Source organism: Arthrobacter sp. AOP29-A2-19, from assembly GCF_058138025.1.
On sequence record NZ_CM176894.1, the window covers coordinates 219,119 to 243,892 of the forward strand.

The 24,774-nt window shown below is 71.2% G+C and carries 22 protein-coding genes; 19 read left to right on the forward strand and 3 right to left on the reverse strand.

Annotated features, from left to right (window positions below; genetic code table 11):
* Window positions 1–27: 27 nt before the first annotated feature.
* From allB to AC3ZJJ_RS01030, 4 genes are read left to right on the forward strand one after another with little or no spacing between them, the layout of a single operon-like run.
* Window positions 28–1,395, forward strand: a complete 1,368-nt coding sequence (gene allB / locus AC3ZJJ_RS01015) for an allantoinase AllB (protein ID WP_489893419.1) — start codon at window positions 28–30, stop codon at window positions 1,393–1,395.
* Window positions 1,395–2,579 (forward strand): XdhC family protein, encoded by a 1,185-nt coding sequence (locus tag AC3ZJJ_RS01020; protein ID WP_489893420.1) that lies wholly within the window; start codon window positions 1,395–1,397, stop codon window positions 2,577–2,579. Before allB ends, AC3ZJJ_RS01020 begins: the two co-directional genes overlap by 1 nt.
* A gap of 31 nt (window positions 2,580–2,610) precedes the next feature.
* Window positions 2,611–5,448 carry a molybdopterin-dependent oxidoreductase gene (locus AC3ZJJ_RS01025; RefSeq protein WP_489893421.1) on the forward strand — a complete coding sequence of 946 codons (2,838 nt, stop codon included), beginning with the start codon at window positions 2,611–2,613 and terminating at the stop codon, window positions 5,446–5,448.
* Window positions 5,445–6,515, forward strand: coding sequence for an isopenicillin N synthase family dioxygenase (locus AC3ZJJ_RS01030; protein ID WP_489893422.1), 1,071 nt, complete (start codon window positions 5,445–5,447; stop codon window positions 6,513–6,515). Before AC3ZJJ_RS01025 ends, AC3ZJJ_RS01030 begins: the two co-directional genes overlap by 4 nt.
* On the opposite strand, the gene AC3ZJJ_RS01035 is transcribed toward AC3ZJJ_RS01030, so the two are convergent.
* Complete coding sequence (locus AC3ZJJ_RS01035) at window positions 6,512–7,132, reverse strand: nucleoside deaminase (RefSeq protein ID WP_489893423.1); 621 nt, start codon at window positions 7,130–7,132, stop codon at window positions 6,512–6,514. The two genes, AC3ZJJ_RS01030 and AC3ZJJ_RS01035, sit on opposite strands and share 4 nt — an antisense overlap.
* Window positions 7,133–7,313: 181 nt before the next feature.
* Between AC3ZJJ_RS01035 and AC3ZJJ_RS01040 the strand changes: the two genes are divergently transcribed.
* The 13 genes from AC3ZJJ_RS01040 (at window position 7,314) to AC3ZJJ_RS01100 (ending at window position 21,156) form a co-directional block, all read left to right on the forward strand.
* A complete protein-coding gene (locus AC3ZJJ_RS01040; protein ID WP_489893424.1) occupies window positions 7,314–8,399 on the forward strand; it encodes an ABC transporter substrate-binding protein in 1,086 nt (361 codons plus the stop codon).
* Window positions 8,396–8,899: a nucleoside deaminase gene (locus AC3ZJJ_RS01045; RefSeq protein WP_489893425.1), complete on the forward strand. Its 504-nt coding sequence runs from the start codon at window positions 8,396–8,398 to the stop codon at window positions 8,897–8,899. Before AC3ZJJ_RS01040 ends, AC3ZJJ_RS01045 begins: the two co-directional genes overlap by 4 nt.
* A gap of 141 nt (window positions 8,900–9,040) precedes the next feature.
* Complete coding sequence (locus tag AC3ZJJ_RS01050; protein WP_489893426.1) at window positions 9,041–9,868, forward strand: ABC transporter ATP-binding protein; 828 nt, start codon at window positions 9,041–9,043, stop codon at window positions 9,866–9,868.
* 26 nt (window positions 9,869–9,894) lie between these two features.
* Window positions 9,895–10,788 carry an ABC transporter permease gene (locus tag AC3ZJJ_RS01055; protein ID WP_489893427.1) on the forward strand — a complete coding sequence of 298 codons (894 nt, stop codon included), beginning with the start codon at window positions 9,895–9,897 and terminating at the stop codon, window positions 10,786–10,788.
* Window positions 10,785–11,576 (forward strand): ABC transporter permease, encoded by a 792-nt coding sequence (locus AC3ZJJ_RS01060; protein ID WP_489893428.1) that lies wholly within the window; start codon window positions 10,785–10,787, stop codon window positions 11,574–11,576. The genes AC3ZJJ_RS01055 and AC3ZJJ_RS01060 overlap by 4 nt, the downstream gene beginning before the upstream one ends.
* A 6-nt stretch (window positions 11,577–11,582) precedes the next feature.
* Window positions 11,583–12,416: an FAD binding domain-containing protein gene (locus AC3ZJJ_RS01065; protein WP_489893429.1), complete on the forward strand. Its 834-nt coding sequence runs from the start codon at window positions 11,583–11,585 to the stop codon at window positions 12,414–12,416.
* A gap of 198 nt (window positions 12,417–12,614) precedes the next feature.
* Complete coding sequence (locus AC3ZJJ_RS01070; protein WP_489893430.1) at window positions 12,615–13,988, forward strand: 8-oxoguanine deaminase; 1,374 nt, start codon at window positions 12,615–12,617, stop codon at window positions 13,986–13,988.
* Window positions 13,989–14,046: 58 nt separating this feature from the next.
* The gene (locus AC3ZJJ_RS01075; RefSeq protein WP_489893431.1) at window positions 14,047–15,567 is read left to right on the forward strand and encodes an aldehyde dehydrogenase family protein; all 1,521 of its coding nucleotides are present in this window, start codon (window positions 14,047–14,049) and stop codon (window positions 15,565–15,567) included.
* Window positions 15,568–15,569: 2 nt separating this feature from the next.
* Window positions 15,570–17,012 carry an NtaA/DmoA family FMN-dependent monooxygenase gene (locus tag AC3ZJJ_RS01080; protein WP_489893432.1) on the forward strand — a complete coding sequence of 481 codons (1,443 nt, stop codon included), beginning with the start codon at window positions 15,570–15,572 and terminating at the stop codon, window positions 17,010–17,012.
* Window positions 17,009–17,509 (forward strand): thiamine pyrophosphate-binding protein, encoded by a 501-nt coding sequence (locus tag AC3ZJJ_RS01085; RefSeq protein WP_489893433.1) that lies wholly within the window; start codon window positions 17,009–17,011, stop codon window positions 17,507–17,509. The genes AC3ZJJ_RS01080 and AC3ZJJ_RS01085 overlap by 4 nt, the downstream gene beginning before the upstream one ends.
* The gene (locus tag AC3ZJJ_RS01090) at window positions 17,506–18,117 is read left to right on the forward strand and encodes a thiamine pyrophosphate-dependent enzyme (RefSeq protein WP_489893434.1); all 612 of its coding nucleotides are present in this window, start codon (window positions 17,506–17,508) and stop codon (window positions 18,115–18,117) included. The genes AC3ZJJ_RS01085 and AC3ZJJ_RS01090 overlap by 4 nt, the downstream gene beginning before the upstream one ends.
* The gene (locus AC3ZJJ_RS01095) at window positions 18,117–19,697 is read left to right on the forward strand and encodes a GMC family oxidoreductase (protein WP_489893435.1); all 1,581 of its coding nucleotides are present in this window, start codon (window positions 18,117–18,119) and stop codon (window positions 19,695–19,697) included. The genes AC3ZJJ_RS01090 and AC3ZJJ_RS01095 overlap by 1 nt, the downstream gene beginning before the upstream one ends.
* Window positions 19,698–19,788: 91 nt before the next feature.
* The gene (locus tag AC3ZJJ_RS01100) at window positions 19,789–21,156 is read left to right on the forward strand and encodes an amidohydrolase family protein (RefSeq protein WP_489893436.1); all 1,368 of its coding nucleotides are present in this window, start codon (window positions 19,789–19,791) and stop codon (window positions 21,154–21,156) included.
* Here AC3ZJJ_RS01100 and AC3ZJJ_RS01105 read toward each other — a convergent pair.
* A complete protein-coding gene (locus AC3ZJJ_RS01105) occupies window positions 21,153–22,364 on the reverse strand; it encodes an MFS transporter (RefSeq protein ID WP_489893437.1) in 1,212 nt (403 codons plus the stop codon). The two genes, AC3ZJJ_RS01100 and AC3ZJJ_RS01105, sit on opposite strands and share 4 nt — an antisense overlap.
* Window positions 22,365–22,420: 56 nt before the next feature.
* Window positions 22,421–22,837 (reverse strand): Hsp20/alpha crystallin family protein, encoded by a 417-nt coding sequence (locus AC3ZJJ_RS01110; protein WP_489893438.1) that lies wholly within the window; start codon window positions 22,835–22,837, stop codon window positions 22,421–22,423.
* Between the two features lie 95 nt (window positions 22,838–22,932).
* Between AC3ZJJ_RS01110 and AC3ZJJ_RS01115 the strand changes: the two genes are divergently transcribed.
* Together AC3ZJJ_RS01115 and AC3ZJJ_RS01120 are read left to right on the forward strand one after the other, a co-directional pair.
* Window positions 22,933–23,700 carry a phosphatase PAP2 family protein gene (locus AC3ZJJ_RS01115; protein WP_489893439.1) on the forward strand — a complete coding sequence of 256 codons (768 nt, stop codon included), beginning with the start codon at window positions 22,933–22,935 and terminating at the stop codon, window positions 23,698–23,700.
* A gap of 99 nt (window positions 23,701–23,799) precedes the next feature.
* On the forward strand, window positions 23,800–24,747 hold the full coding sequence (locus tag AC3ZJJ_RS01120; RefSeq protein WP_489893440.1) for a hypothetical protein: 948 nt from the start codon (window positions 23,800–23,802) through the stop codon (window positions 24,745–24,747).
* Window positions 24,748–24,774 lie beyond the last annotated feature (27 nt).

The following is a 24,774-nucleotide window of genomic DNA, read 5'->3' on the forward strand; positions in this document are numbered from 1 at the left end:
ACGCACCACGTGAGGAATACACAGCGCATGCAGCCCACCCGCGTCATCGCCGAGAGCGTTCTGGTCGACGGAGTGTTCGTCGCCGCCGAACTTCGGCTGGCGGACGGACTGATCTCCGCCGTCCTGCCCCTGCCACAAGGGGTGCCGGACGGCACAACGGCCAGCCCGGACACGCTGGTGGTGCCGGACGGCATCAGCGTGCTTCCCGGCATGGTGGACACGCACGTCCATATCAACGAGCCCGGCCGGACCGACTGGGAGGGCTTTGCCTCCGCCACCACGGCGGCCGCCCTGGGCGGCGTCACCACACTCGTCGACATGCCCCTGAACAGCATCCCGGCCACGGTCGACGTCGCGTCGCTGCGGGCCAAGCAGCGCGCGGCGCATGGGAAGATCCGCGTCGACACGGGCTTCTGGGGCGGGATCGTTCCCGGCAACACGGCGCAACTGCGCCCCCTGTGGGACGAGGGTGTGTTCGGGTTCAAGTGCTTTCTGCTGCCCTCGGGCGTGGACGAGTTCCCTCCCGTGGACGATGCCCAGCTGCGGGAGGCGATGCGCGAGGTCGAGGGCTTCGGCGGGCTCGTGATCGTCCACGCCGAGGACGCCCGGACCATCGACGCCGCACCGGCGACGCCGTCGGCCGCCTACTCCGACTTCCTCGCCTCGCGCCCGGACGCCGCGGAGCTGACCGCGATCGCCCGGCTGATCGACGCCGTGCGCGAGTCCGGCGCGCGCACCCACCTGCTGCACCTCTCCAGCGCCAGGGCCCTGGACCTGATCGCGGACGCCCGCGCGGAAGGATTGCCGCTGACGGTGGAGACCTGCCCGCACTACCTCTGCTTCGACGCGGCCGCGATCCCCGACGGAGCCCCCGAATTCAAGTGCTGCCCGCCCATCCGCGATGCCGGGAACCGCGAAGCCCTCTGGCAGGGGCTCGCGGACGGACTGATCGACCTGGTGGTCAGCGACCACTCGCCCTCCACGGCGCGGGAGAAGTACCGCGGGGCACCGGACCTGCAACAGGCCTGGGGGGGCATCTCCGGGCTCCAGGTGGGATTCGGCGCCGTCGCGTCCCGGGCGCGGGAGCGCGGCATCGGGCTTCAGGACGTCACCCGCTGGATGTCCACGGCCCCCGCCTCCCTGGTGGGCCTCGCGGCCAAGGGCGCCATCGCCGCCGGCAGGGACGCGGACCTGGCCTTCTACGATCCCCGCCACGGCCACACGGTGCGGGCCGCGGCGCTCGCGCACCGCAACCCTCTCTCGGCCTACGACGGCATGGAGATCCGCGGCGGTGTTGTGGGAACCATGCTTCGCGGAGACCTGGTGTACGACGGCGGATCCGTGGCCGAGGGACACGGGGCGTTCCTGACCGGTCCCGGGGCGGGGAGGCAGTGATGCTCGACCTCCTGCGGCGCTGCGCCGACTGGACGTCCGGAGGGGCGCCGTTCGCCGTGGCGACCATCGTGGCCGCCAGCGGTTCCACGCCCCGCCCGGCGGGCACCTCCATGGCGTTGGGGCCAGGCGGCGAGGTGCGCGGTTCCCTGAGCGGTGGATGCGTCGAGGGCGACGTCCTGGCCACCTGCCAGGAGGTCTTGGCCACGGGAGAGCCGCAACGGCGCCGCTACGGATACTCGGACGCGGACGCGTGGGAGGCCGGCCTGACGTGCGGAGGGGAACTGGACGTGCTGATCCACCTCGTCGACGGCGCGTCCCGCGGGCCGGGTCCCGCCTCGGACGCGGCCGCTTCAGCGCTCGTCCTGAGGCTGGACCGCCCGGAACTCCGCGCCGACCTCCCGCCGTCCCAAGCCGGAGACCCCTCGGCGTGGGCCGCCGCGCTCGCACGACTGTTCGCCGGCCCGCGGACGGATCCCGGGCCGCCGCACGCGCTCGTGGACACGGTGCGGCTGGCCCGGCGGGTCGCCTCGCTCGCCGCGGAGGGGCACACCGGCATTGTGCACCTGTCCTCCGTCCCAGACGGCGCGCCGGAACTGTTTCTCGCGACAGCCACGGCGCCGCCGAGGCTGCTGGTGTTCGGGTCCAACGACTTCGCGGCGGCGCTCGTCGAGCAGGGGCGCCTGCTCGGCTACGACACAACCGTCTGCGACCCCCGCGCCGCACTCGCCACACCGGCCCGCTTCCCCGGCGCGGACCGCGTCGTCGTCGCGTGGCCGCACGAGTACCTCCGCGCCGAAAACGCCGCCGGGCGCCTCGACGCGCGCAGCGCGGTCTGCGTGCTGGGCCACGATCCCAAGGTGGACGATCCGCTGATCGCCCGCGCACTGGAGCTCCCCGTGGGCTACGTGGGCGCCATGGGCTCCCGCCGGACACACCGCGAACGGGACGCGCGCCTCAGCGCGGGCGGCGTCGCCCGCTCCGCCCTGCGACGGTTGCGCTCGCCGATCGGGCTGGATCTTGGCGCCACCACTCCCGCGGAGGTGGCCGTCTCGATCATGTCAGAGGTGATCGCGGAGCGCCGCGGGCGCGCCGCCGTGGCGCCGCTCAGCGCCCCGAGGCTCAGCGCGGCCGGCGAACCCATCCACCGCCCCACGGCCGAACGTTCCGAGAGGTCCATCGCATGAACCGCAACAGCCGCAACACGGGCGCCAAGGCATGAGCGGCGCCGAGGAACCGCCCGCGGGCGGACGGACCCCCGCCGTCGTGGACGGCGTGCCGGCCGCCGCGCCGCCGAGGCCGGGCCAGTGCCTGCGCACCTACCTGCGCGAGCTGGGCCGGCTGGGCGTGAAGAAGGGTTGCGACGGCGGGGACTGCGGCGCGTGCACGGTGCACGTCGACGGCAGGCCGGTCCACAGCTGCGTCTTTCCGGCCGTTCGGGCGGAGGGGACGGAGGTCACCACCATCAACGGGCTCGCGGCCGGCGGCGAGCTGCACCCCGCCCAGCAGGGCTTCCTGGACGCGCAGGGCTTCCAGTGTGGCTTCTGCACCGCGGGCGCCATCATGACGGCGGCCGCGCTCGACGACAGACAGCGTGCGGACCTGCCCCGCAGCCTCAAGGGGAACCTCTGCCGCTGCACCGGCTACCGCGCCATCGAAGACGCCGTCTGCGGGGTGGGCCACGTGCACGCGAACGCGGGGGCGGGCGGCAACGGAGCGGCGCCCGCCGCCCGCAGGATCGTCACGGGCACGGAGCCGTTCACGCTGGACGTGGATCCGGCGTCGCTTCCGGGCCTGGTCCACATCAAGGTCCTGCGCTCCCCGCACGCCCACGCCCGCGTGCTCTCGATCGACACGGAGGCGGCGCTGGGCATCGAGGGTGTCCGCGGGGTGTTCACGCACGAGGACGCCCCGCCCATGTTGTTCTCCACCGGCCAGCACGAGACGTACACCGACGATCCGCTGGACACCCGCGTGCTGGACAGCACCGTGCGGTTCGTCGGACAGCGGGTGGCCGCCGTCGCCGCGGACACCGTCGCGGCGGCGGAGGCCGGGGTGCGCGCCCTGCGCGTGCGCTACGAGGTGCTCGAGGCGGTCTTCGATCCGGAGGCCGCCACCGGCGGGCCCGCCCTGCACGGGGACAAGGGACCGGAAGCGGGCATCGCCGACGCGGCGCGGAACGTCGTCGCCGAACTGACCGGCCGCGTGGGCGACGTCGAGGCGGGCCTGGCCGAGGCGGCGGTTGTGCACGACGGCGTCTACCGCACCCAGCGGCTGCAGCACGTCAGTCTGGAGACGCACGCCTCCATCGCGTCCTTCGACGACGACGGAGGGCTGGTGGTGCGCTCCAGCACGCAGGTTCCCTACCTGGCCAAGCGCACCCTCTGCCGGCTCTTCGCCCTCCCGGAGGACGGGGTCCGGGTCGTCGCCCCCCGCGTGGGCGGCGGGTTCGGCGGCAAGCAGGAGGTGTTCACGGAGGACTTGGCCGTGCTGGTGGCGCTGCGCCTGGGTCGGCCCGCCCAGCTGGAGCACACGCGCACCGAACAGTTCACGTCCACGTCCGTCCGCCACCCGATGCGAATGCGGGTCCGCGCCGGGGCCGATGCCGCGGGACGGCTCACGGCCCTGCACCTGGAGCTGCTCTCCAACACGGGCGCCTATGGCAACCACGGCCCGGGCACCATGTACCACGGCACGGGGGAGTGCCTGGCGGTCTACAACTGCCCCAACAAGGCGGTCGACGCCCGGGTGGTCTACACGAACACCGTCCCGTCGGGCGCGTTCCGCGGCTATGGGCTCAGCCAGACGGCGTTCGCGGTCGAATCGGCCCTGGACGAGCTGGCCCGGCAGCTGGGCATCGACCCTTTCGACTTCCGCCGCATCAACGCCATCCGGCCGGGCGACCCCATGGTCTCCACCGGCCCGGAGCCGGTGGCCGACGTGCAGATCGGCAGCTACGGGCTGGACCAGTGCCTGGACCTGGTGCAGGACGCGCTGAGGCGCGGAAAGGCCCGCGGCACGGACGACGCCGTGGACGCGGGCCGGGGCTGGCGCGTCGGCGAGGGCATGGCGCTGGCCATGCTGGACACGGTCCCGCCCGGCGGCCACTACTCGCACAGCCGGATCGAGCTCGCCGCCGACGGCCGCTTCGACGTGTACGTCGGCACCGCCGAGTTCGGCAACGGCACCACCACGGTGCATGCCCAGTTCGCCGCGACGGCGCTGGGATGCCCCACAAGCCGCATCCGGATCCGCCAATCGGACACGGCACTGGTGGGGCACGACACCGGAGCCTACGGGTCCACCGGGACGGTGGTCGCGGGACGGGCCACCCACATCGCGGCGACCGGACTGGCCCGGCGCCTGGCCGCCGCCGCCGCGGAGCTGACGGGCGTAGCGGACGCCTCGTGGACGCCCGGACCCGAGGGGCTGCGCGGCGCCGGGCGTTCGGTCTCCTGGGAGGAGCTGGGCCGCTGGGCCGCCGGGCGGGGCACCGTCCTCGGAGCGGAGGGGAGCTGGGACGGGACGCCGCGCTCGGTGGCCTTCAACGTCCACGGTTTCCGCGTGGCCGTCAACGAGCGCACCGGCGAGCTGCGGATACTGCAGAGCGTGCAGGCGGCGGACGCCGGCTACGTTGTGAACCCGATGCAGTGCAGGGGGCAGGTGGAGGGCGGGACCGCTCAGGCCATCGGGGCGGCCCTGTACGAGGAGGTGGCGCTGGACGACGACGGACGGGTCGCCACGGACGTCCTGCGCCAGTACCACATCCCCACGTTCGCGGACGTGCCGCGGACCGAGGTCTACTTCGCGGACACCAGCGACGCGCTGGGCCCACTCGGCGCGAAATCGATGAGCGAGAGCCCCTTCAACCCGGTCGCCCCGGCCCTCGCCAACGCGGTCCGCGACGCGGTCGGCGTCCGCTACCCCCGCCTTCCGCTGGGGCGCGACACGATCTACCTGGGCCTCCGCGCGGTCCGGTCTGGCCAGCAGCCGGCATCACCCGCGGATTCGCAATCACCCGCTGATTCGCCATCACCCCGGAGAGGACCATCGTGAGCGCAGCACCCTTTGAGGTTCCCGCCATCGACATCACCCCCTACGTCGCCGGTGGCACGGCCACGGGGCGCGCCGACGTCGCGCGCGCCATGGACGCGGCCTGCGGCACGTACGGGTTTGTCCAAATCCTCGGCCACGGCATACCCGATGCGGTGGTCGAGGGGCTGAAAGCCGGAATCGACGGGTTCTTCGCGCTGCCGCTGGAGGACAAGCTGGGGTACCGGCTTCCGGCAGCGGTCAACCGGGGCTACTCGCCGCCGAAATCCGAATCCCTGAGCCTCTCGGCGGGTGTCGAGTCCGCGACGCGGATGAACGACTTCTTCGAGGCGTTCAACGTCGGGTCCCAGTCGTCCGACTTCCCCGGCGCGGGGCTTTCCGTGGACGCCTACCCGGAAAACGTCTGGCCGGAGCCGGAGTCGTTCCGTCCGGGGGTGGAGGCCTACTTCGCAGAGGCCGGCCGTGTCGCGCGCACCCTCACCGAGGTCTTCGCCGACGCGCTGGGCATGCCCACCGATTATTTCGCCCCGTTCACGGACCGCTCCCTGGACGTGATGCGCATGATCAACTATGCGCTGCCGGAGGGCGCGGTCCACCTGGACGGCGAACTGACCGGCATGGGCGAACACACCGACTTCGGCATCGTCACCGTGCTGTGGGCGGACCAGGTGGCCGGCCTCCAGGTTGTCGGGCCGGACGGCGCCTGGCAGGACGTGGCCCCCATCGACGGCGCGCTGCTGGTGAACCTGGGAGACATCACCGCCCGGTGGACCAACGACCGGTGGCGGTCCACGCTCCACCGGGTCAAGCCTCCGATCATCGACGGGACCATCCGCCGGCGGCGCTCGGCGGCGTTCTTCCACGACGGCAACGCCGACGCCGTCGTGCGGGCCATCCCCACCTGTGTGCCGGAGGGCACGGAGCCCAAATACCCGCCCCTGACGGTGATCGAGAACATCAACGCGAAGCTGGCGGGCTCCCGCAGGGGCAGGCTGAACGCCACGGCTGCGGCCGAGGCCGAACGCATCCGGGCGGCCGCCGGGACCGGGGCGGCCCGGAACGCCACCTAGGTGTTCAGGCCGGTTCCGCGGGCGTTGTAGACGGTCGCCTTCCCCGCTGCGACGTACCGCTGATAGTCGCGGAAGACGTCCAGGGCCTCTTCGCGCAGGACGCCGATCTCCACGTCGATCCCGCGCTCGGCGAACTTTTCCACCCAGTCCGCGCGCATGGGCCCCTCGTCGAAGGACGTGAGCTCCTCCACCTCGGGGCCGTCGCCGGCGATGACGAGCCTGCGGACGCCCGACCACATCGTGGCCCCGTAGCAGAGGACGCACGGGCGCCAATTGACCCACAGCTCGTGCCCGGGTCCGCCTGCCGCTCCGAGGTCCCACGTGCCGAGCCGGCGTTGGGCCAGCGACAGCGCCGTGACCTCGGCGTGCATGCTGGAGAGCTGGGAGTCCAGGACCCGGTTCACGCCGACGGAGACCACGCGGCCCGTTCCGGACTCGAGGACCATCGCGGAGAACGGCCCTCCGCCGCCGTCCCGGAAGTTCCGCCCGGCCAGGCGGTTCAGCACGCGCATGCGCTCCTCGGGGGTCTCCAGGACCTCCGGCTCGCCAGCCAGCTCCGCGAGGACCCAGTCGGGAATGCCGACTCCGAAAGTGGTGGCAAACGACGTCGTATCCATGTGGTCTCTTCCCTGTGTGCGGCGGCAACAAACGGTCCGTCGGCCAGCGTAGGCGGCCCAGGTATCGGGAAGGTTGCCGGAGGCGCCCGCGCATTTACACATTCGTAACGACAGTCGGTGCGTGCTGAAACACATGTTCCATAGGTTGGTGCCATCAACCCGCACCAGCCAAGGACACCGAATGACCACGCCCAGCGTTTCCCCCGCCCAGGAATCCCGCCGTTCCGCCCGCCGGTCCCGGCTGGCCATTGCCGCACTGGCGCTGGCCCCCGCCCTGGCGCTGACAGCCTGCTCCGGCGCCTCGGAGGCGTCCAGCGACTCCGAGGCCAGCTTCGGCACTTTGGACTACAACCAGTCCTGGATCAAGACCACCGAGTTCGCCGGGGAGTACTTCGCCGACTCGAAGGGCTACTACAAGGAGGCCGGCTTCGACACCGTGAACCTGATCTCCGGCGGCCCCAGCGGAACCTCCTCCGAGTCCATGGTCCTGGCCGGCAGCGCGCTGGTGGGCACCACCACCCCGATCGCCGCGGGCTCGATGGCCGCCGGCGAGGATGCGCCGCTGAAGGTGATCGGCGCCAAGTTCCAGAAGAACCCGTTCACCGTCTATTCCTTGGGCGACAATCCCATCGAAAAGCCCGCGGACATGATCGGTAAGAGGATCGGCGTCGCCACGGGCACCAACGAGGTCCTTTTCGAGGCGCTCCTCGAGGTCAACGGGATCGATCCGTCGCAGGTGGAGGCCGTGCCCGTCCAGTTCGATCCGCAGCCGCTGATGAACGGCGAGGTCGACGGTCAGATCGGCTTCCTCACGAACGAGGCCATCACGGTGGGCCTGGAGGGATACGACGTGGCCACCATGCCGTTCGCGGACAACGGCCTTCCCTTCGTCGCGGGGGCCTTCGTCACCACGGAGGAGAACACCGTGGAGAAGCGGGACGAGCTCAAGGCCTTCCTGGCGGCCACGATCAAGGGTTGGCAGGACGCGCTGGCGGATCCGGACGAGTCCGCCCGCCTGGCCTACGAGGAGTACGGATCCGACCTCGGCCTCAACCCCGAGAAGGAGAAGCTCCAGGCGGCGGCGCAGAACAAACTGGTCGCCAGCGACGACACGGCGTCCAACGGCATCCTGACCATCTCCGACGAGCTCGCCAACGCGAACATCGAGGTCCTCAAGCTCGCGGGTTACGAGATCACCGCGGAGGAGCTGTTCGACAACTCGCTCCTCGAGGAGGTCTACGCGGAGCACCCGGAGCTCAAGGAATGAGCGGGGCGCCCACCCGGCGGGAGCTGACGACGCCGGAGCTCGGCTTCCTGCGGGAGGCCATCGGCGAGGCGGCGGCGGCGAAGGGCCGCGGCCGTCACCCGTTCGGATCGGTCGTGGTCGACGCGGAGGGACGGATCGCCGCCCGCGCCGGCAACAACTCGATGCCGCCCGAAGGGGACCCGACCCGGCACGCGGAACTCACCGCCCTCGCGACGGCCTCCACGGTGCTGGGCCCCGAGGGGATGGCGGCGGCCACCCTTTACACCAGCGCGGAACCATGCGTGATGTGCACCGGCGCGGCCTACTGGACCGGCATCGGGCGCATCGTCTACGCCCTGTCCGAGCGCCGCCTGCTGGAACTGACCGGCGACAATCCGGAGAATCCGACGTTCGACCTTCCCTGCCGGGAAGTCATCAAGCGCGGACAGCGGCACATCGACGTAGTGGGACCCCTCCTGGAGGACGAGGCCGCCGCGCCCCACCGGGGCTTCTGGCGGTGACCGGCGGGGCCGCCGCCCCGTTCCGCGGTGGCCCCGTCCCTCCGATTTACACGTACGTAACGGGAAGCGATTCCCGGTGAAACAAGGGTTCCATAGGCTCGGGGCCAGCCCCGGGAAGCCCACAGAAAACGAGTTCACGATATGACTGTAGAGACCACCCCACAGACATCAGGCACACCGTTCTTCAGCGGCACCGGCATCAACCTCAGCGGCCTGGGCAAGACCTTCACCATGGGGCGCAAGACCGTGACCGCGCTCGAAGACGCCAACCTCGCCACGTCCAAGGGCACGTTCCTGTCCCTGCTTGGACCGTCGGGCTGCGGCAAGTCCACCATCCTGCGCATCCTCGCGGGGCTGGAAACGCCAAGCGGCGGCACCGCCATGGTCGACGGACACAACCCGGAGGAGCTGCGCCGCAGCCACAAGCTGGGCATCGCGTTCCAGGACTCCGCGCTGCTGCCGTGGCGCTCGGTGTACTCGAACATCCGTCTCCCGCTCGAGGTCGCGGGCCTGTCCGCTGACGACGCCTACATCCGGGACCTGATCGAACTCGTAGGGCTCAAGGGGTTCGAGAAGGCCAAGCCCGGCCAGCTCTCGGGCGGGATGCGCCAACGCGTCTCCATCGCGCGTTCGCTGGTGGTCAAGCCCTCCGTCCTGCTGCTCGACGAGCCGTTCGGCGCCCTGGACGACATGACCCGCCAGCGGTTGAACCTCGAGCTGCTGCGCATTTGGACCGAGAAGCCCGCGACGACGCTGATGGTGACCCACGGCATCGCCGAGGCGATCTTCCTCTCCGACGTCGTGGCCGTGATGAGCCCGCGTCCCGGCCGCATCGTGGAGGTGTTCGAGGTCAACCTGCCCCGGCCGCGGACGCCGGACATGATGCGGACCCCCGAGTTCCACGCGCTGCACGACTACGCCTCCGAGCTGCTCTTCGGCTCCAACGGCGCGGCGGCGGACGGACACTGAGCGCGGAAGCGAGGAGGAGAACCGCCATGAGCACCTCGATGACCGGCACCCCAACCGCCGGCTCCCCAACCGCCGGCGCCCCAACCACCGGCGCCCGCCGGCGCGCCCGTCCGGGCCCGCCGCCGTGGGTCGTCGGAGGCATCGGCGTCGCCCTCACCATCTCCGTCTGGTGGATCGGCGCGGTGACGTTTCTGAAGGGCGTTGGCGCCGGCCCCAACGGCCAGGGCGGCAGCATCCCCACGCCGCTGGCCATCGTGCGGCAATACGGTGTGGACGGCCTGGACTACTACTGGCGCAACGCCAGCGTCACACTCGCCGAGGCCGGCATGGGCTACCTGTGGGGCAACGCGGCGGCGCTGGTGCTCGCGGGGCTCGTGATGGTGTTCCCGATCCTCGAACGCCTGGTGACCCAACTCGGCATCATCAGCTACTGCCTCCCCGTGGTCGCCATCGGCCCCATCATCTTCATCGTGCTGGGACCGCCGTCCACCGGCGAGCCCTCCGGCACGGCGGTCGCGCTGGCCGCCCTGTCCGTCTTTTTCACCACCCTCGTCGGCTCGCTGATGGGCCTCAAGGCCGCGGACCGGTCCAGCCTGGACATCGTCAGCGTCTACGGCGGGCGCCGGATCCACCAGCTCCTGAAGGTCCAGGTCATCGCCGCGATCCCCAGCATCCTGAACTCGCTGAAGATCGCGGCCCCGGCGGCCTTCCTCGGCGCCGTGTTGGGCGAGTATGTTGGCGGCGTCGACCGCGGCCTCGGCCCGGCCATGGTCAACGCCCAGCAATCCCTGGAGATCGAGCGGGTCTGGGGCGTCGCTCTGGTCTGTGGCCTGTTGGCCGGCGCCGGATTCCTCGTCTTCAGCCTCATATCCCGGTTCGCCACCCCCTGGTCCGCCGGCACCGAAGGAGCACGCCCGTGAACACCGCCGCCCTGCAGGGACTGGGAAAATCCGCGGCCAGCGTCGGGATCTCGCTCGTCGTCGTTGTTGTCATCTGGATCGCCGCGCTCGAGCTCCTGGACGTCTCCACGTACATCGGCAAAGGCCCGCTGGACGTCTGGAACTACCTCATGGCGGAGGAGGACGCCGCCGCGAACCGCGCCGCGATCTTCGCCGACCTCGCCAGGACGCTGGCCGACGCCGGCATCGGCTTCATCTCCGGCCTGGTGGTCGCGCTGGTCATCGCCACCCTCTTCACCCTGTTCAAGGGCGTGGAACACGCGTTGATGCCGCTGGCCATGCTGCTGCGCTCGGTGCCGCTGGTGGCCATGGCCCCGATCATCATCCTGGTCTTCGGCCGCGAGACGGCCACGGTCGCCGCCATGGGCGGCGTTGTGGTGCTCTTCCCGGCGCTGGTCACGATCGTGATGGGGCTGCGCTCCTCCTCGCCCGCGATGCTTGACGTGGTCCACGTCTTCGGGGGCAGGAAGTTCAGCGCCTTCAGCAAGGTCGCCTTCCCGTCGTCGCTGCCCGCCTTCTTCACGGCCCTGCGCATCTCCATCCCGGGGGCGCTGACCGGCGCGCTGCTCGCCGAATGGCTGGCCACTGGCCAAGGCATCGGCTATTCGATCGTCTCGGCCGTGTCCAGGGCTAGGTACGACGCCGTCTGGGCCTCCGTCGTCGTCGTCACCGTCGCCTCGCTGGTCCTTTACGCGCTCGTCGCCGTCCTCGAATCGTCCGTGATGAAGCGCATGGGCAAGGCGGCCTGACACCGCATGGACCTGAACACCGTCGAGGAACTCCTCGCCACCGCCGACCCGGACGACTGGCGGCCCGGCGACGCCTGGCTGGCCGGCGGGACCGTCCTATTCTCCGACGGAAGCGATAGCCTTCTCCGCCTGCTGGACATCACCGCGGCCGGCTGGCGCCCGTGGCAAGTCCTCGACGCCGGCCTTGAGCTGGCCGCGACCTGCACCATCGCGGAGCTGTACGAGTTGCCGTCCGGCGGGCTCCCGGGCGCCGTCGCGTGGCCAGCGACGGCCCTGATCCGGCCCTGCTGCGACGCGTTTGTGGCCTCCTTCAAGATCTGGAACACCTCCACCGTGGGCGGCAACGTCGCGACCGCGCTGCCGGCCGGACCGATGACCTCCCTGCTCGCCGGGCTGGACGCCGTCGCCACGGTCCTTTCGCCCGGCGGTGGTCGGCGGGACCTCCCCGTCGCCGAACTGGTCACCGGCGACGGCGCGACCTCCTTGGCGCCGGGGGAGCTGATCCGGTCCTTCTTGGTTCCCCGGTCCTCGCTCCGGCAGCGGACCGCCTTCCGCCGGCTGTCCCTGTCCAACCTGGGGCGCTCCGCCGTCGTGCTGATGGGACGGGTCCTGCCGGACGGCGCGCAGCGGCTGACCGTCACGGCGGCCACGGTCCGCCCGATCCAGCTCACGCTGCCGGCGGGCGCCACGGCCGCGCAGCTGTCGGCGGCCCTCGAGGCGGCCATCCCCGGGGACCTCTACCACCGGGATGTCCACGGCCACCCGGCCTGGCGCCGGGACATGACCCATCTCCTCGCCGAGGAGATCCGCGGCGAGTTGGGCGCCTTAATGCGCCCGTAACGCCGGCGTCCATGGCCCGAAACGCAGCCCTGCAACACTCGTGTCAACAAGCATCATCCGGTGGAATGGCCGGCCCCGGCCGCCGATCCACTGCCCGCCCGCCTAGCGGTGACGATTCAGGTTCCACGCAGCTCCTGAGACAGGGACGGGGCCCTCCAAGGTGGAGGCGCCCCCGCGCTACTTGCCTCGGGAGCGACCATGCAGAAACCAGGAACCGCACGCTGCGACACCCTGATCGCCAACGCCTACGTCGTTGTGGACCGGGACACCGAGCTCGACGGCGGCTGGATCGCCCTCGGCGCCGGCCGCGTCCTGGCGGTCGGGGCGGCGACAGAACCGCGGCCGGCGGCGGAGACCGTGGTCGATGCCGGCGGCCGGCTGGTCACGCCGGGCCTGGTGAACACCCACCACCACATGTACCAGAACCTGACCCGCGCCTACGGTCCCGCGATCAACGGCAGCCTCTTCGACTGGTTGACCACCCTCTACCCCCTCTGGGCGGGACTCGAGGAGGAGGACATCTACCTGTCCACCTACGTGGCCGTCGTGGAGTTGCTGATGGGCGGCTGCACCACGAGTTCGGACCACCTCTACGTGCACCCGCGCCCGGGATTCATCGACGCGCAGGTCAAGGCCTCGACAGAGCTCGGGTTCCGGCTGATGGCCACCCGCGGCTCCATGACGCGGTCCGTCGAGGACGGCGGGCTTCCGCCGGCGTCCGTGGTCCAGGACCACGACTCGATCATGGCCGACTCGGAGCGCCTGATCGCGGCCCACCACAACCCCTCGCCCGGGGCCATGACCCGCATCGCCCTGGCGCCGTGCTCGCCCTTCTCAGTCTCCGAGCGCATCATGTCATCCAGCGCGGAACTGGCGGAGAAGCACAACGTCCGCCTGCACAGCCACCTCGCGGAGGACCACGACGAGGACGAGTACTGCGCCGAGGTCTACGGATGCACGCCCGCCGAGTATCTCGAGCGGGTCGGCTGGTCGTCCGGGCGCACCTGGCTGGCGCACTTCATCTATCCGTCCGAGGACGAGGTCCGGCGACTGGGCGCCGCGGGCGTGGGCGCGACGCAGTGTCCCAGTTCCAACATGATGATCGGCCACGGTTCGATGGACGCCATGCGCTGGCGGGAGCTGGGAATGAACGTCGGCTTGGGCTGCGACGGATCCGCCTCCACCGACAGCGGGTCGATGTGGATGGAGACCCGGAACGCGTTGCTCCTCGGCCGCCTGCGCAACGGGCCCGCGTCGATGCGCGCCCGCGACGCCCTGGACATGGCAACGCGCGGCAGCGCCGCCTGCCTGGGCTGGGACGACGAGATCGGCCACCTGAGGCCCGGCGCCTGCGCGGACCTTGTGGTCTGGGAGACGCATCCGGTCGCGCTGGCGGGTGCCCTCAGCGATCCCGTCGAGGCCTGGCTGAGGACCGGCCCGGCCCGCGCCTGGCACACCTTTGTCGCCGGGCGGCCGCTGGTCAGGAACGGAGAGCCGGTCGCCTCCGCGCTGGCCGAGATCCTGGCCCGTCACAGGGCGGCCGCCGGCAGGCTCCAGGGTTTGTCCGGCTAGGGCCCGCGCCACCACAACGCCTCAGCACCAAAACAACCAGAACGCTCCGAGGAGAACCATGGACACCACCACAACAACAGCGGCCGAGGCCGCACACCGGCGCAGGGCGGCCGGCTTCCTCGACGGGGGAGCGAAGCGGCTGCTGATCGGGGGCCGCTGGGTCGCCGCGGTCTCCGGCGCGGTCTTCGCCACCCACGACCCCGCCGACGGCGGACTGCTCGCCGAGGTGGCCCGTGCGGACTCCGCGGACGCCGACCTGGCCGTCGCCGCCGCGCGACGCGCGTTGACGGACGGCCCCTGGGCCGGCATGCCGCCGGCGGGGCGCGCCAAGCTCCTGTGGCGCCTCGCGGACCTGCTGGAGACCCACGCCGATGAGCTTGCGGTCCTGGAGACCCTGGACCAGGGCAAGGTGCTGGGAACCGCGCGGCAGGGGGAGATCCCCGCCGCCGTCGCCCAGTTCCGCTACTACTCCGGGCTCACCTCGCAGGTGTTGGGCACCACCATCCCCACCTCCATCACCCGCCAGGGTCCGGGGAAGCGGATCTTCGCGTACACCACCAAGGAGCCGGTCGGCGTGGTCGCGGCCATCGTGCCGTGGAACTCGCCGCTGCTGATGGCCGCAATGAAGCTGGCCCCTGCCCTGGCCGCCGGCTGCACCGTGGTCCTCAAACCCGCGGAGAACACGCCGCTGACCGCGCTGCGCATGGGCGAGCTGCTCCTCGAGGCCGGGACGCCCGACGGCGTCGTGAACATCCTCACCGGCTACGGCAACGAGGTGGGCTCCGCGCTGTCCAGGCACCGCGGCGTCGACAAGGTCGCCTTCACCGGTTCGACCGCCGTCGGCCGCCAACTCGTCGCCGACGCCCGCGGCAACCTGAAACGGCTCACCCTGGAACTCGGCGGCAAGTCCCCGGCCATCATCCTGCCCGACGCCGACCTTGCCGTCGCGGTCCCCGGCGTCGCGCACGGCATCTTCGACAACGCCGGTCAGGTATGCGTGGCCGGGTCGCGCATCTACGCGCACCGCGACGTCTACGACGGCGTGGTCGCCGGCCTCGCCGACTACGCTCGGGGCGTGCGGCTGGGCCACGGGCTGGCCCCGGACAGCGACCTCGGCCCGCTGGTGAGCCGGAAGCAGGCGGAGAGCGTGGAGTCCCGCATCGCCGCCGGCCGCGCCGAGGGAGCGGAGGTCGTCGCTGGAGGGGTGCGCGAAGGGGACAACGGGACGTTCTTCCGCCCGACCGTCGTCACCGGGGTGGCCGCGGACTCGGCGCTGATGCGCGAGGAGATCTTCGGGCCCGTCGCCGTCGTGACACCCTTCGATTCCACGGCGGAGGTGCTCGGCTGGGCCAACGACTCCGACTACGGGCTGGCCTCCAGCGTCTGGACGGAGTCGCTGTCCAGCGCCCACCGGATCGCCGCCGACCTGAAGGCCGGGACGGTGTGGATCAACTGCCACTCCTACTTCTCGCCCGAGCTGCCCAAGGGCGGACACAAGGAGTCGGGTTGGGGCTACGAGAACGGCATGCCCGGGTTGGAGAACTACCTCGAGTCCAAGACCGTCTGCGCGGTGGTCTAACCGTGGGACAGATCAGCCTCGGCGTCTTCGAGATGCTCAACCCCAACAACGGGCTCCCCACCTGGACCCATCCGGACGCGAAGGGCGGCGACTGGGACCGCGTCGACTACTGGGTCGGCGTCGCCAGGATGCTGGACGACGCCGGCTTCGACTTCCTGTTCTTCGCGGACACCTACGGCTACGCCAGCATCGACGGGGAAGTGCCGCGCGAGGTCATCGAGCATGGGATCCAGTTCCCCGGGCTGGACCCCATGCTCCTGATCGCCGCCTTGGCCCGGGAGACCCGTGAGCTCGGCTTTGTGGTCACGTCCCCCACCACGGTGGAGCACCCCTACGCTTCGGCCCGACGCTTCGCGACCCTGGACCACTTCACGGGCGGCCGCATCGGATGGAACGTGGTCACCGGCAGCTCGCAGTCCACCACCGACCGGTTGTTCGGGCTGTCCGACGCCGGCGCGACCCACAACGGGCGCTACGACCGCGCGGACGAGTTCGTCGAGGTCTGCCTGAAGCTCTGGGAAGGCAGCTGGGAGGACGGGGCGGAGGCCAGGGACGCCGGCGCCAACGTCTACGCGGATGCCACGAGGGTGCGCGGCATCGAGCACCGGGGCGCGCACTACGCCAGCTCCGGTATTTTCGGCGTGGCGCCCGGACGCCAACGCACGCCCGTCCTCTTCCAGGCGGGAACCTCCACGCGCGGCCGGGAGTTCGCGGCCCGGAACGCCGAGTCCGTCTTCATCCAGGGCCAGAACAACGCCCAGGCCGCAGGGCAGGTGGCGGCCATCCGGGCCGCGGCCGTCGCCAACGGGCGGCCGGCGGACTCGATCAAGGTCATCAGCGGCGCCACGGTGGTCATCGGCGCGACGCCGGCGGCCGCGGCCGCCAGGCGCGCGGAGCTCGAGGCGCTCTACACCCTTGGGGACGCGGCGGTCATGTTCGCCGGGATGACCGGAATCGACCTGCGCTCCGCGGATCCCGAGGCGCCGGTGACGGAGGCCGCCGCCGCAGGCATGGACGCCCAGCAGGGCCAGACGCTGGTGGACCGCTACGTGCGTCCCGGCCAGCCGGTCCCGACGATAGGGGCCGTGCTGGACGGATTCCGCCGGCAGGCCCTGCGCGGATTCCAACTCACGGGGACCGCGGACGGCGTCGCCGACCAGATCGGGGACCTCGTCTCCGAGACGGGACTAGACGGCCTGATGCTCGAACCGACCTTCGGAGGCCCCGACTGCTTCGCGGACTTCATCGGCGGCGTCCTGCCGCTGCTCCGGGAGCGCGGGCTCGTGCCCACGAAAGACCACGACGGCGGGACGCCGCGGACACTGCGCGAACGGCTGACCGGCGGGGAGGGACGACTGGCCGCGAGCCATCCAGGCGCCCGGCACCGCCCCGCCCGCAGCACCGCACCCCAGCCATTGCACGCACCAAGGAAGGAAAACCGATGAACAAGGACTCAGTCGACGCCGTGATCCGCGGCCTGAAGATGGCCGGGGTGGAGGTGGTCTGCTACCTGCCCGACTCTTTGCTGAAGGAGCTCTACCCCGCGCTTGACGCGGATCCGGACATCCGCACCATCCAAGTCACCAACGAGGGCGAGGGTGCCGCCATCTGCGGCGGGGTCTTCCTCTCCGGCAAGAAGGCGGCGCTCATCATGGAGAACTCCGGTCTGCGCGCGTCCGTGGAGCACCTTGCACGCCTGGGGCTCGGGGCCGGCATCCCCGTGGTCATGGTCATGAGCCACCGCGGTGACCTCGGCGAGAACAACTGGTGGGCCGTCCCCCACGGCATCACCATGGAGCCCATCCTGGACGCCCTGCGCACACCGTACCGGATCGTCAAGGACGCCGGCGAGATCGAGCGGGCCATCACCGACTCCTACGCCTGGTCCTACGCCGCCTACCACCACTCCGCCGTCGTCCTTTCGGGAGGAATCGTCCGATGATGAAGAGAATCGAATGCATGCGCCGCCTCGGCGCCCGGCTCGAGAACGAGCTGGTGGTCCTGTCCCTCGGCGGCGCGGTCGACGAGTGGTACAACGCGGCCCCGCACATGCGCGACGCGTCCCTGTTCCAACAGCAGCTGGGCTGCGTCACCGGGGAGGCGTTCGGCCTCTCCGTCGGCCTGCCGCACCGCCGGATCGTTTCGCTGGACACGGACGGCGGCCTGCTCTTCAACCTCGGCATCCTCGCCACGCTGGGAAACGAACGCCCGGAAAACCTCTTCGTCGTCGTCTGGGACAACGAGTGTTACCAGTCCATCGGCGGACCCAAGACGCACACCGCCGGGGGCCGGGTGAACCTCGCCGAGATCGCGAAGGGATGCGGTATCGGCGACGCGTATGTGGTGGACAACCTGGAAGACTTCGACGCGCACTGCGCCGCGGGCCTCGCCGCGACCGCGCCCTACGTCGTGGTGGCGAAGACCGACGGGATCCTCGAGCCGGGCATCAAGCGCAAGCACTCGGACGGCCGCGAGGACAAGTACATCTTCGTCCGCCACGTGGAGAAGACCGAGGGGATCACCATCATGGGCCCCAGCGAGCACAACTGATGCCCGGGGTCGAGGACCGGACGCCCGGGGCGGAACTCGCGGCGGCCTACGACTACGTGGTGGTCGGCGGCGGAAGCGCCGGCTGCGTGCTGGCCCGGCGGCTCGCCGAGGACCCGGACGCGACCGTCCTGCTCCTCGAGGCCGGAGGGCCCGACGCCGGAGCCGCCGACATCGACGTGGCCGCGCGCTGGACCTCGCTGCTGGGCGGCGAGCACGATTGGAAGCACCGCTACACACCCACCGGCGCGGTGAACGGGAGGTCCATCGCCATCCCGCGCGGGAGGGTGCTGGGAGGCTCCAGCAGCCTCAACGCCATGCTCTGGTACCGCGGGCACGCCGACGACTACAACGCCTGGGCGGACGCCGGGGCCGAGGGATGGGACTACGCCGCGCTCCTGCCGTACTTCAGGAAAAGCGAGGATTGGCAGGGAGGCCGGACCCCGTTCCGCGGCGCGGGCGGGCCGATGCGCATCGAGACTTCCCCGGACCCGCACCCGGTCGCCGCCGCGCTGCTCACCGGGGCCGCCGAGCTGGGCCTGCCCGTCGTCGAGGACGCGAACGCCGAATCCAACGAGGGTGCCACATTCGCGAACTTCAATGCGACGACGGGGCCGGACGGCGTGATGCGCCGCTGGAGCACGGCCCGCGGGTATCTTCGGCCCGCCACGGGCTGGCCCAACCTGACCGTGCGCACCGGCGCGGAGGCGGCGGGGCTGCTGTTCGAGGGGGACCGGTGCACGGGCGTCGCCCACCACGACGGCGGGCGCGGCACCATAACTCTGGCGCGGGCCGCCGTGGTCCTGACGCTCGGGGCCATCGGCACCCCGCGGCTGCTGATGCTCTCCGGCATAGGGGATCCGGGGCAGTTGGGTCCGCTGGGCATCCGGACGCGCGCGGCCCTGCCCGGCGTGGGCGCCAACCTCCAGGACCACCCGCTGTTGATGGGCGTGAACTTCAGGCTCCGCGGCCCCCTGGCCGCCCTGCGGGACAACGGCGGGGGATCGATGCTGAACTGGCGCAGTTCGCGCGCGGACCACCGGCCGGATCTGCACGCGTTTGTCGTGCAGGGTCCCCATGCCGGGCCCGAGCTCGCGGCCAGATACGGGGTCGAGGGCGACGTGTGCGCCGTCTCCCCGGGGCTGATGCGTTCGCGCAGCCGCGGTCACGTGCGGCTGCGCGATGCCGCCGGAACGCTGGACCTGCAACCCAACTACCTGTCCGAACGCGCGGATCTCGAAGCGCTCGTCGAATCGTTGGACACTGTCCAGGACCTCGCCCGGACCAGTGGCTACCGGGAACTCGTCGACGGGCCGCTGAGCCCTCCCGGGCGGCTCTCCCGCCGCGACGCGGAGCGGTTCGTCCGCGAATCCTGCGACACGTTCTTCCACTGCTGCGGCACCGCGCGGATGGGAACGGACCCCGAATCCGTCGTCTCGCCCGGGTTGGACGTGCACGGCATCAGTGGCCTCTTCGTGGCCGACGCCTCCGTCTTCCCCGAGATCCCGACGTGCAACATCCAGGCACCGGTGGTGGCCGTAGCGGAGCGCGCGGCCGAGCTCGTGGCGGCGGCCACGCGTTGAGACCGCCGCACCGGACCGCCGTTCCGAACACCAGCCCCTCCGGACACCGACCCCTCCGAAGACCAGCCCCCAAACCCCAGCGGGAGAACACATGACGCAGCACCTCTACTCGGCCGACCACGTCGTCACGATGGACGCACGGAACACCATCCTCAGAGACGGCGCCATGCTCGTGGCGGACGGCGCGATCCTGGATGTCGGGGACGCCGCGACGCTGCGCGCCCGCCACCCGGCGGCAGTGCCCCACGAACTCCGGGACCGCCTCCTGATGCCGGGGCTGGTCAACGCGCACCACCACTCGGGGCTGCTTCGCGGGACCGCCGAACATCTGCCCGTGTGGGAGTGGCTGCGGCTGCACATCGACCCGATGCACCGCGTGCTTCGGCCGGAGGAGGCGGAGGCCGCCGCGTGGCTCTGCTACGCGGAGGGCCTGCTCGCGGGCACCACCACCATCGTGGACATGTGGCGTTTTATGGACGGCGCCGCCCGGGCCGCGGAGGCCCTTGGCAACCGCCTGGTCACCGTCAACTACGTGGGCGAGCATCCGGACTACGACTACTTCGACACGCTGGACGACAACGAGCGGATGCTGGAGCGCTGGTCCGGCGCCGCCAACGGCCGAATAGTGCCCTGGGTCGGGCTGGAGCATCCCTTCTACGCCGACGAGGCCGGGCAGCGCCGCGCCGTGGACCTCGCGATCAAGCACAACACCGGGCTGTACACGCACTGCAGCGAGTCCGAGCAGGAGCTGGAGCTGTTCGGGACACGCTACGGTTGCCGGCCCGCCTTCGCGCTAGAGAAGCTGGGATTTTACGAGGCGCCGCGAGTGATGCTGGCCCACGCGGTGTGGCTCGACGGGGACGAGATCGGGCACTTGGCGGAGTTCGGCGTCGGAATCTCCCATAACCCGGTCAGCAACATGAAGCTCGCCTCGGGCATCGCCCCCGTGGCCGGCATGCTGCGTGCGGGCCTGAATGTCGGTCTGGGGACGGACGGCGAAAAGGAGAACAACAACCTGGACATGTTCGAGGAGATGAAGGTCGCGTCGCTGCTGGGCAAACTGGGAGCCATGGACGCCGCCGCGATGGACTCCTGGACCGTCCTCCGGATGGCCACCATGGGCGGCGCCGCCGCGCTCGGTCAAGAGGGGCGGCTCGGGTCGCTGGAGGCCGGAAAGCGTGCGGACTTCATCGCGGTGCGGACGGACACGCCCAGAATGACGCCGCTGATCGGGGAGGGCCACTACGCCAACATCCACCACAACCTGGTCCACGCGGTGCGCGGCTCCGACGTGGACCTCACCGTGGTCGACGGGGTCGAAGTGGTCCGCGGCGGACGGCTCGTGACCGGGGACCTGCCGCGGATCATCGAGCGCGCGCGCGACGCCGTGCCCGGCCTGTTCGACCGCCGGCGCGCCTATCTGGAGGGGACGGGGGAGCCGGCAGGACTGTTCGCCTAGGGGCGGGGAAGCGGCGGGGGCGCTGGAGAGCGGAATCGCCCGTTCGCGGCCACGGTCGCGATCGACCCGGCGCACAGCACCAGCACGGAGACCAGGATCGTCGTGGAGCCCAGCCACTGGCCGGCGAAGGCCAAAGCGGTAGGCGCCAGGAATCCCAGGTAGGCGAGCGTGTAGTAGCGGCCCGTCAACGCCCCCAACTGCGCGGGGGCGGCCGCTCGGTGCGTCTCGAGTAGCCCGGAGACCATCGTGAGCCCGTAGGCCGCGCCCAGCACTGCGGAGGCCGCCAGCCCGGTCCAGGGATCTTGGGCGACGACGGCAAGCAAGGCCACCAGGAGGCCTCCCAGCGCCGTCGCCAGGGACACCAGCAGGGCGCGCGCGGAGCGGTCCGTGTCGATCCGCCGGGCCAGAGGCTGCACCGCCACCCCACAGCCGAGCGTGAGGGCCACGGCCGCCGTCGAATAGAGCAGCCGGAAGTCGCCCACGTCGTCGATCATGCCTGGCACAACGGCGAAGCCGATCGTGCCGGATCCGAACACCCATGGCGCCGCCGGTGCGACGACCCGGCGGAACCGGGGGACCGGGGTCGTGCGCAGCGAGCGGAGGATCCCCGCATCCGGAGAACCAGCGCCGGTCCGGGTTTCCGGGAGGCGCCAGGCGAGGGCCACCAGGGGAATGCAGAGAACGATGTGCAGCAGGTACGGGAGGACCCCAGGCAATGGCGCCCAGTTCGCCACCAGCCCGCTCACGACCGGGCCGAGCCAGAACCCCGCCGTGGTGAGCAGCGACGCCCGCCGCGCGCCCGCCCCCACGGGCTGGGCGGCGGACCACGGGGGCTGGGAAAGCTCCTTGATCCAGCTGGTCGCGGCGGCCATGGCGATTCCTGTCGCGACACCGGCCAGGAACCTGCCGGCGAACAGGGGCGCGGCCCCGACGCCGCCGAGGGCCATGACCGCGCTGGCAACGACGGAGAGCAGCACGGCCCCGAGCGTCGGGGCGCGCCGCCCCATGCGGTCCGAGGCGGGCCCCGCGACAAGCAGCGCCGGAATCAGCCCGGCGACGTAGACGCCGAGCATGGACGTCACGGCGAGTTCGGAGAAGCCGTGTTCCTGCCGGTAGAACGCCAGGAGCGAGGCGAACTGGTTGGCCCCCCAGCCGACCATCATCAGGGAAAGCCCGGCCGGGAGCCAGAGCCGCGTGGGTGTGTTCACGGCCCCATACTGTCCCGTCGGGGACCGGGCGGCACAATCGTTGCGCCGCCCGCGCGTCACGCCCGGGTGACCGGAATTTTCGTGGTGGTCCCCGCGCCGGCCTCCGGCACGCGCACCCGCACCTCGAGGACGCCGTCCCGGTACGCCGCCGAGATGTCGTCCTGGCTGGCTCCGCTGGGCAACGTGATGCTGCGGGTGAGCGCCCCGTAGCGGAACTCGGAGCGGTAGCCCGACTTGTCCTTGTTCTCCGTCCGTTCCCGGCGTTCGGCCTTGATGTGGAGCACGCCCTCGGCCACCGTGATGTCCACGTCGTTCTCGGGATCGATGCCCGGAAGCTCGGCGCGGACCACCAGCGTCCCTCCGTCCTGGAACTCCTCCACCCGCATCCACGACGTGTCCCACTCGCCCTCCACGAACTTGCGGAACTGCTCCGGAAGAAAGTCGAACCTGTCGCGCCTGACAATTCCGGCCATGGTCCATCACCTTGTTTCTCTTGGTCTGGTCTTGGGTGGCATCAGAATACGTCGCGGCCACACGCACCAACAGGCCAAGGGATACGCTTCTGCCCATGGCACATGTGCGCGCCGTCTTGAGGCGCTACTTCGACGAACAACGGCCGATGTCGGCGCAGTCGCGGCAGGCACTCCTGAGGACCGCGGCCGCGCTGGCGGTTGTGGGCTTGGCGGGGTTTGCGTTCATCCTGTGGAGCATCCTGAACCATGCCGGCGCCGCAACGCTCGACGAACCCCTGCGGGCCTTTTTCGTTGATCTGCGCGGGCCGGGGCTGGACGGGGTGATGTGGTTCCTGTCCATGGTCACGGGCCCGGTCTTCCTTCCCGTGCTGATGCTGGTCCTGACCGTCGGCTGGATCTGGCTCGGGAAGCACGCCTGGCGGCCCACGATGCTTGCCGGCGGCATGCTTCTGGGTGTCCTGATCGCCATCCTGATCCGCGACACCGTGGACAAGCCCCGCCCGCCGCCGGACCTGATGGTGCTGTTCGAGGCGGACCACACGTTCTCGTTCATCTCCGGCCACACCCTGGGCGCCACGAACTTCGCCCTCCTGGGCTTCTACGTCCTGTACTCGCGGCACACCCATCCGAGGCCATGGATGTTCTGGGGCGGGCTCGCCGCCGCGACGGCCTGGATCCTGTCCTCCGCGTCCAGCCGCCTCTACACCGGCTTCCACTGGTTCACCGACGTCACCGGCTCCATCTGCATCGCGCTGGCGATCCTCGGCCTGGTGATCGCCGTCGACACTTGGCACACGGCGGAACCGGAAGGGACGCCGGCCGGCCCCGAGACGGAGCCGGCCGGCCCGCCCGCGTCCCGCTAGGCCGCGCCCGCCGCCGACCACCGGCCCTCGTCCGCGCGGCGCGGCGGGGGCCGCGGCGCGGCGGGCTAGGCTTCAGGCCATGAGAGCCGTAGCGGAGCGATGACGGTGGCGCAGCGCGAGGCCGGCGATACCAGGGCGGAGGCCGCGCGCGGCTCGCTCCTGGTGGCCGCCGGAATTCTCGCTGGATTGGCGGTGCTGGCCGCCGCGGCCTGCCTGCTCACCATCCCGTTCCTCGGCCACGCGCCCGGCAACCGCTGGGCGGGCGCCATCCTCCACATCTTGGCGCCGGGCGTGCTGATTCCGCTGGCGCTGGTGCTGATCGCCAAGGTTGGCGGCGCCGCGTGGATCGATGACCGGGGCGAGTGGGTGGCGTTCTCCCGGGCCGGGACGGCCGTGCGGCTGGCGACATCGATTCCCCTGGTGCTCGTTGTGCTTGCGGCCGTGTTGGCGGGCCTGGCCCCGCTTGCGGAGTTCATGCCGGGGACCTGGTACCGCTCCGGAGACTGGGTCGTCGGGGCGTTCGCGGCTTTGATCGGATTTGCCATCCTGATCTCTTCCGTGGCGGGTTCGGCCATCATGGCAGGCTGGAAAGGCGTCCCGGCGGCACTCCTGCTGACCGGCAGCTTCGCGTCGCTGACGATCTCCTGGTTTGCCCGCGACGACGTGTGGGAGATCTACGCCTATGGCCTGCTGGCCGCCGCGGTGGCGTGGTTCTACGCGATCGGCGCCGAGTCCGGCCACTTGCCCGCCGTCCACCGCCTGGTGCTGGCGCATTGGCTCACGGGTGCCTTGGGCGCGGGCGGGATGGCCGCGGGGCTGATTTTCGGAATGGCGTTTCCCGCGGTCCTGGGGCTGTGTGTGTTCGCCGCCTGGCTTGCCCTCAAGCTGCCGGCGTCCACCCGGCCGGAGGCGCCGGCGCGCCGCCCCGGGCGGGCCGCCGCGGGCGGCCGCCTGGAGCGGTCGGACGCCGCCGACCGCCGGGCCGGTCGCAAGCGCGACAGGAAGCGCCGTTCGCGGCAGGCGGGCGTCCGCCGGAGGCGCGGCTAGCGCCGGGGCGCGCCGGGTGGCTCGCGT

Coding starts and splice junctions, on each gene's coding strand:
- allB (WP_489893419.1), top strand. CDS start 28: ATGCAGCCCACCCGCGTCATCGCCGAGAGCGTTCTGGTCGACGGAGTG.
- AC3ZJJ_RS01020 (WP_489893420.1), top strand. CDS start 1,395: ATGCTCGACCTCCTGCGGCGCTGCGCCGACTGGACGTCCGGAGGGGCG.
- AC3ZJJ_RS01025 (WP_489893421.1), top strand. CDS start 2,611: ATGAGCGGCGCCGAGGAACCGCCCGCGGGCGGACGGACCCCCGCCGTC.
- AC3ZJJ_RS01035 (WP_489893423.1), bottom strand. CDS start 7,132: ATGGATACGACGTCGTTTGCCACCACTTTCGGAGTCGGCATTCCCGAC.
- AC3ZJJ_RS01040 (WP_489893424.1), top strand. CDS start 7,314: ATGACCACGCCCAGCGTTTCCCCCGCCCAGGAATCCCGCCGTTCCGCC.
- AC3ZJJ_RS01045 (WP_489893425.1), top strand. CDS start 8,396: ATGAGCGGGGCGCCCACCCGGCGGGAGCTGACGACGCCGGAGCTCGGC.
- AC3ZJJ_RS01050 (WP_489893426.1), top strand. CDS start 9,041: ATGACTGTAGAGACCACCCCACAGACATCAGGCACACCGTTCTTCAGC.
- AC3ZJJ_RS01055 (WP_489893427.1), top strand. CDS start 9,895: ATGAGCACCTCGATGACCGGCACCCCAACCGCCGGCTCCCCAACCGCC.
- AC3ZJJ_RS01065 (WP_489893429.1), top strand. CDS start 11,583: ATGGACCTGAACACCGTCGAGGAACTCCTCGCCACCGCCGACCCGGAC.
- AC3ZJJ_RS01070 (WP_489893430.1), top strand. CDS start 12,615: ATGCAGAAACCAGGAACCGCACGCTGCGACACCCTGATCGCCAACGCC.
- AC3ZJJ_RS01075 (WP_489893431.1), top strand. CDS start 14,047: ATGGACACCACCACAACAACAGCGGCCGAGGCCGCACACCGGCGCAGG.
- AC3ZJJ_RS01085 (WP_489893433.1), top strand. CDS start 17,009: ATGAACAAGGACTCAGTCGACGCCGTGATCCGCGGCCTGAAGATGGCC.
- AC3ZJJ_RS01090 (WP_489893434.1), top strand. CDS start 17,506: ATGATGAAGAGAATCGAATGCATGCGCCGCCTCGGCGCCCGGCTCGAG.
- AC3ZJJ_RS01095 (WP_489893435.1), top strand. CDS start 18,117: ATGCCCGGGGTCGAGGACCGGACGCCCGGGGCGGAACTCGCGGCGGCC.
- AC3ZJJ_RS01100 (WP_489893436.1), top strand. CDS start 19,789: ATGACGCAGCACCTCTACTCGGCCGACCACGTCGTCACGATGGACGCA.
- AC3ZJJ_RS01110 (WP_489893438.1), bottom strand. CDS start 22,837: ATGGCCGGAATTGTCAGGCGCGACAGGTTCGACTTTCTTCCGGAGCAG.
- AC3ZJJ_RS01115 (WP_489893439.1), top strand. CDS start 22,933: ATGGCACATGTGCGCGCCGTCTTGAGGCGCTACTTCGACGAACAACGG.
- AC3ZJJ_RS01120 (WP_489893440.1), top strand. CDS start 23,800: ATGACGGTGGCGCAGCGCGAGGCCGGCGATACCAGGGCGGAGGCCGCG.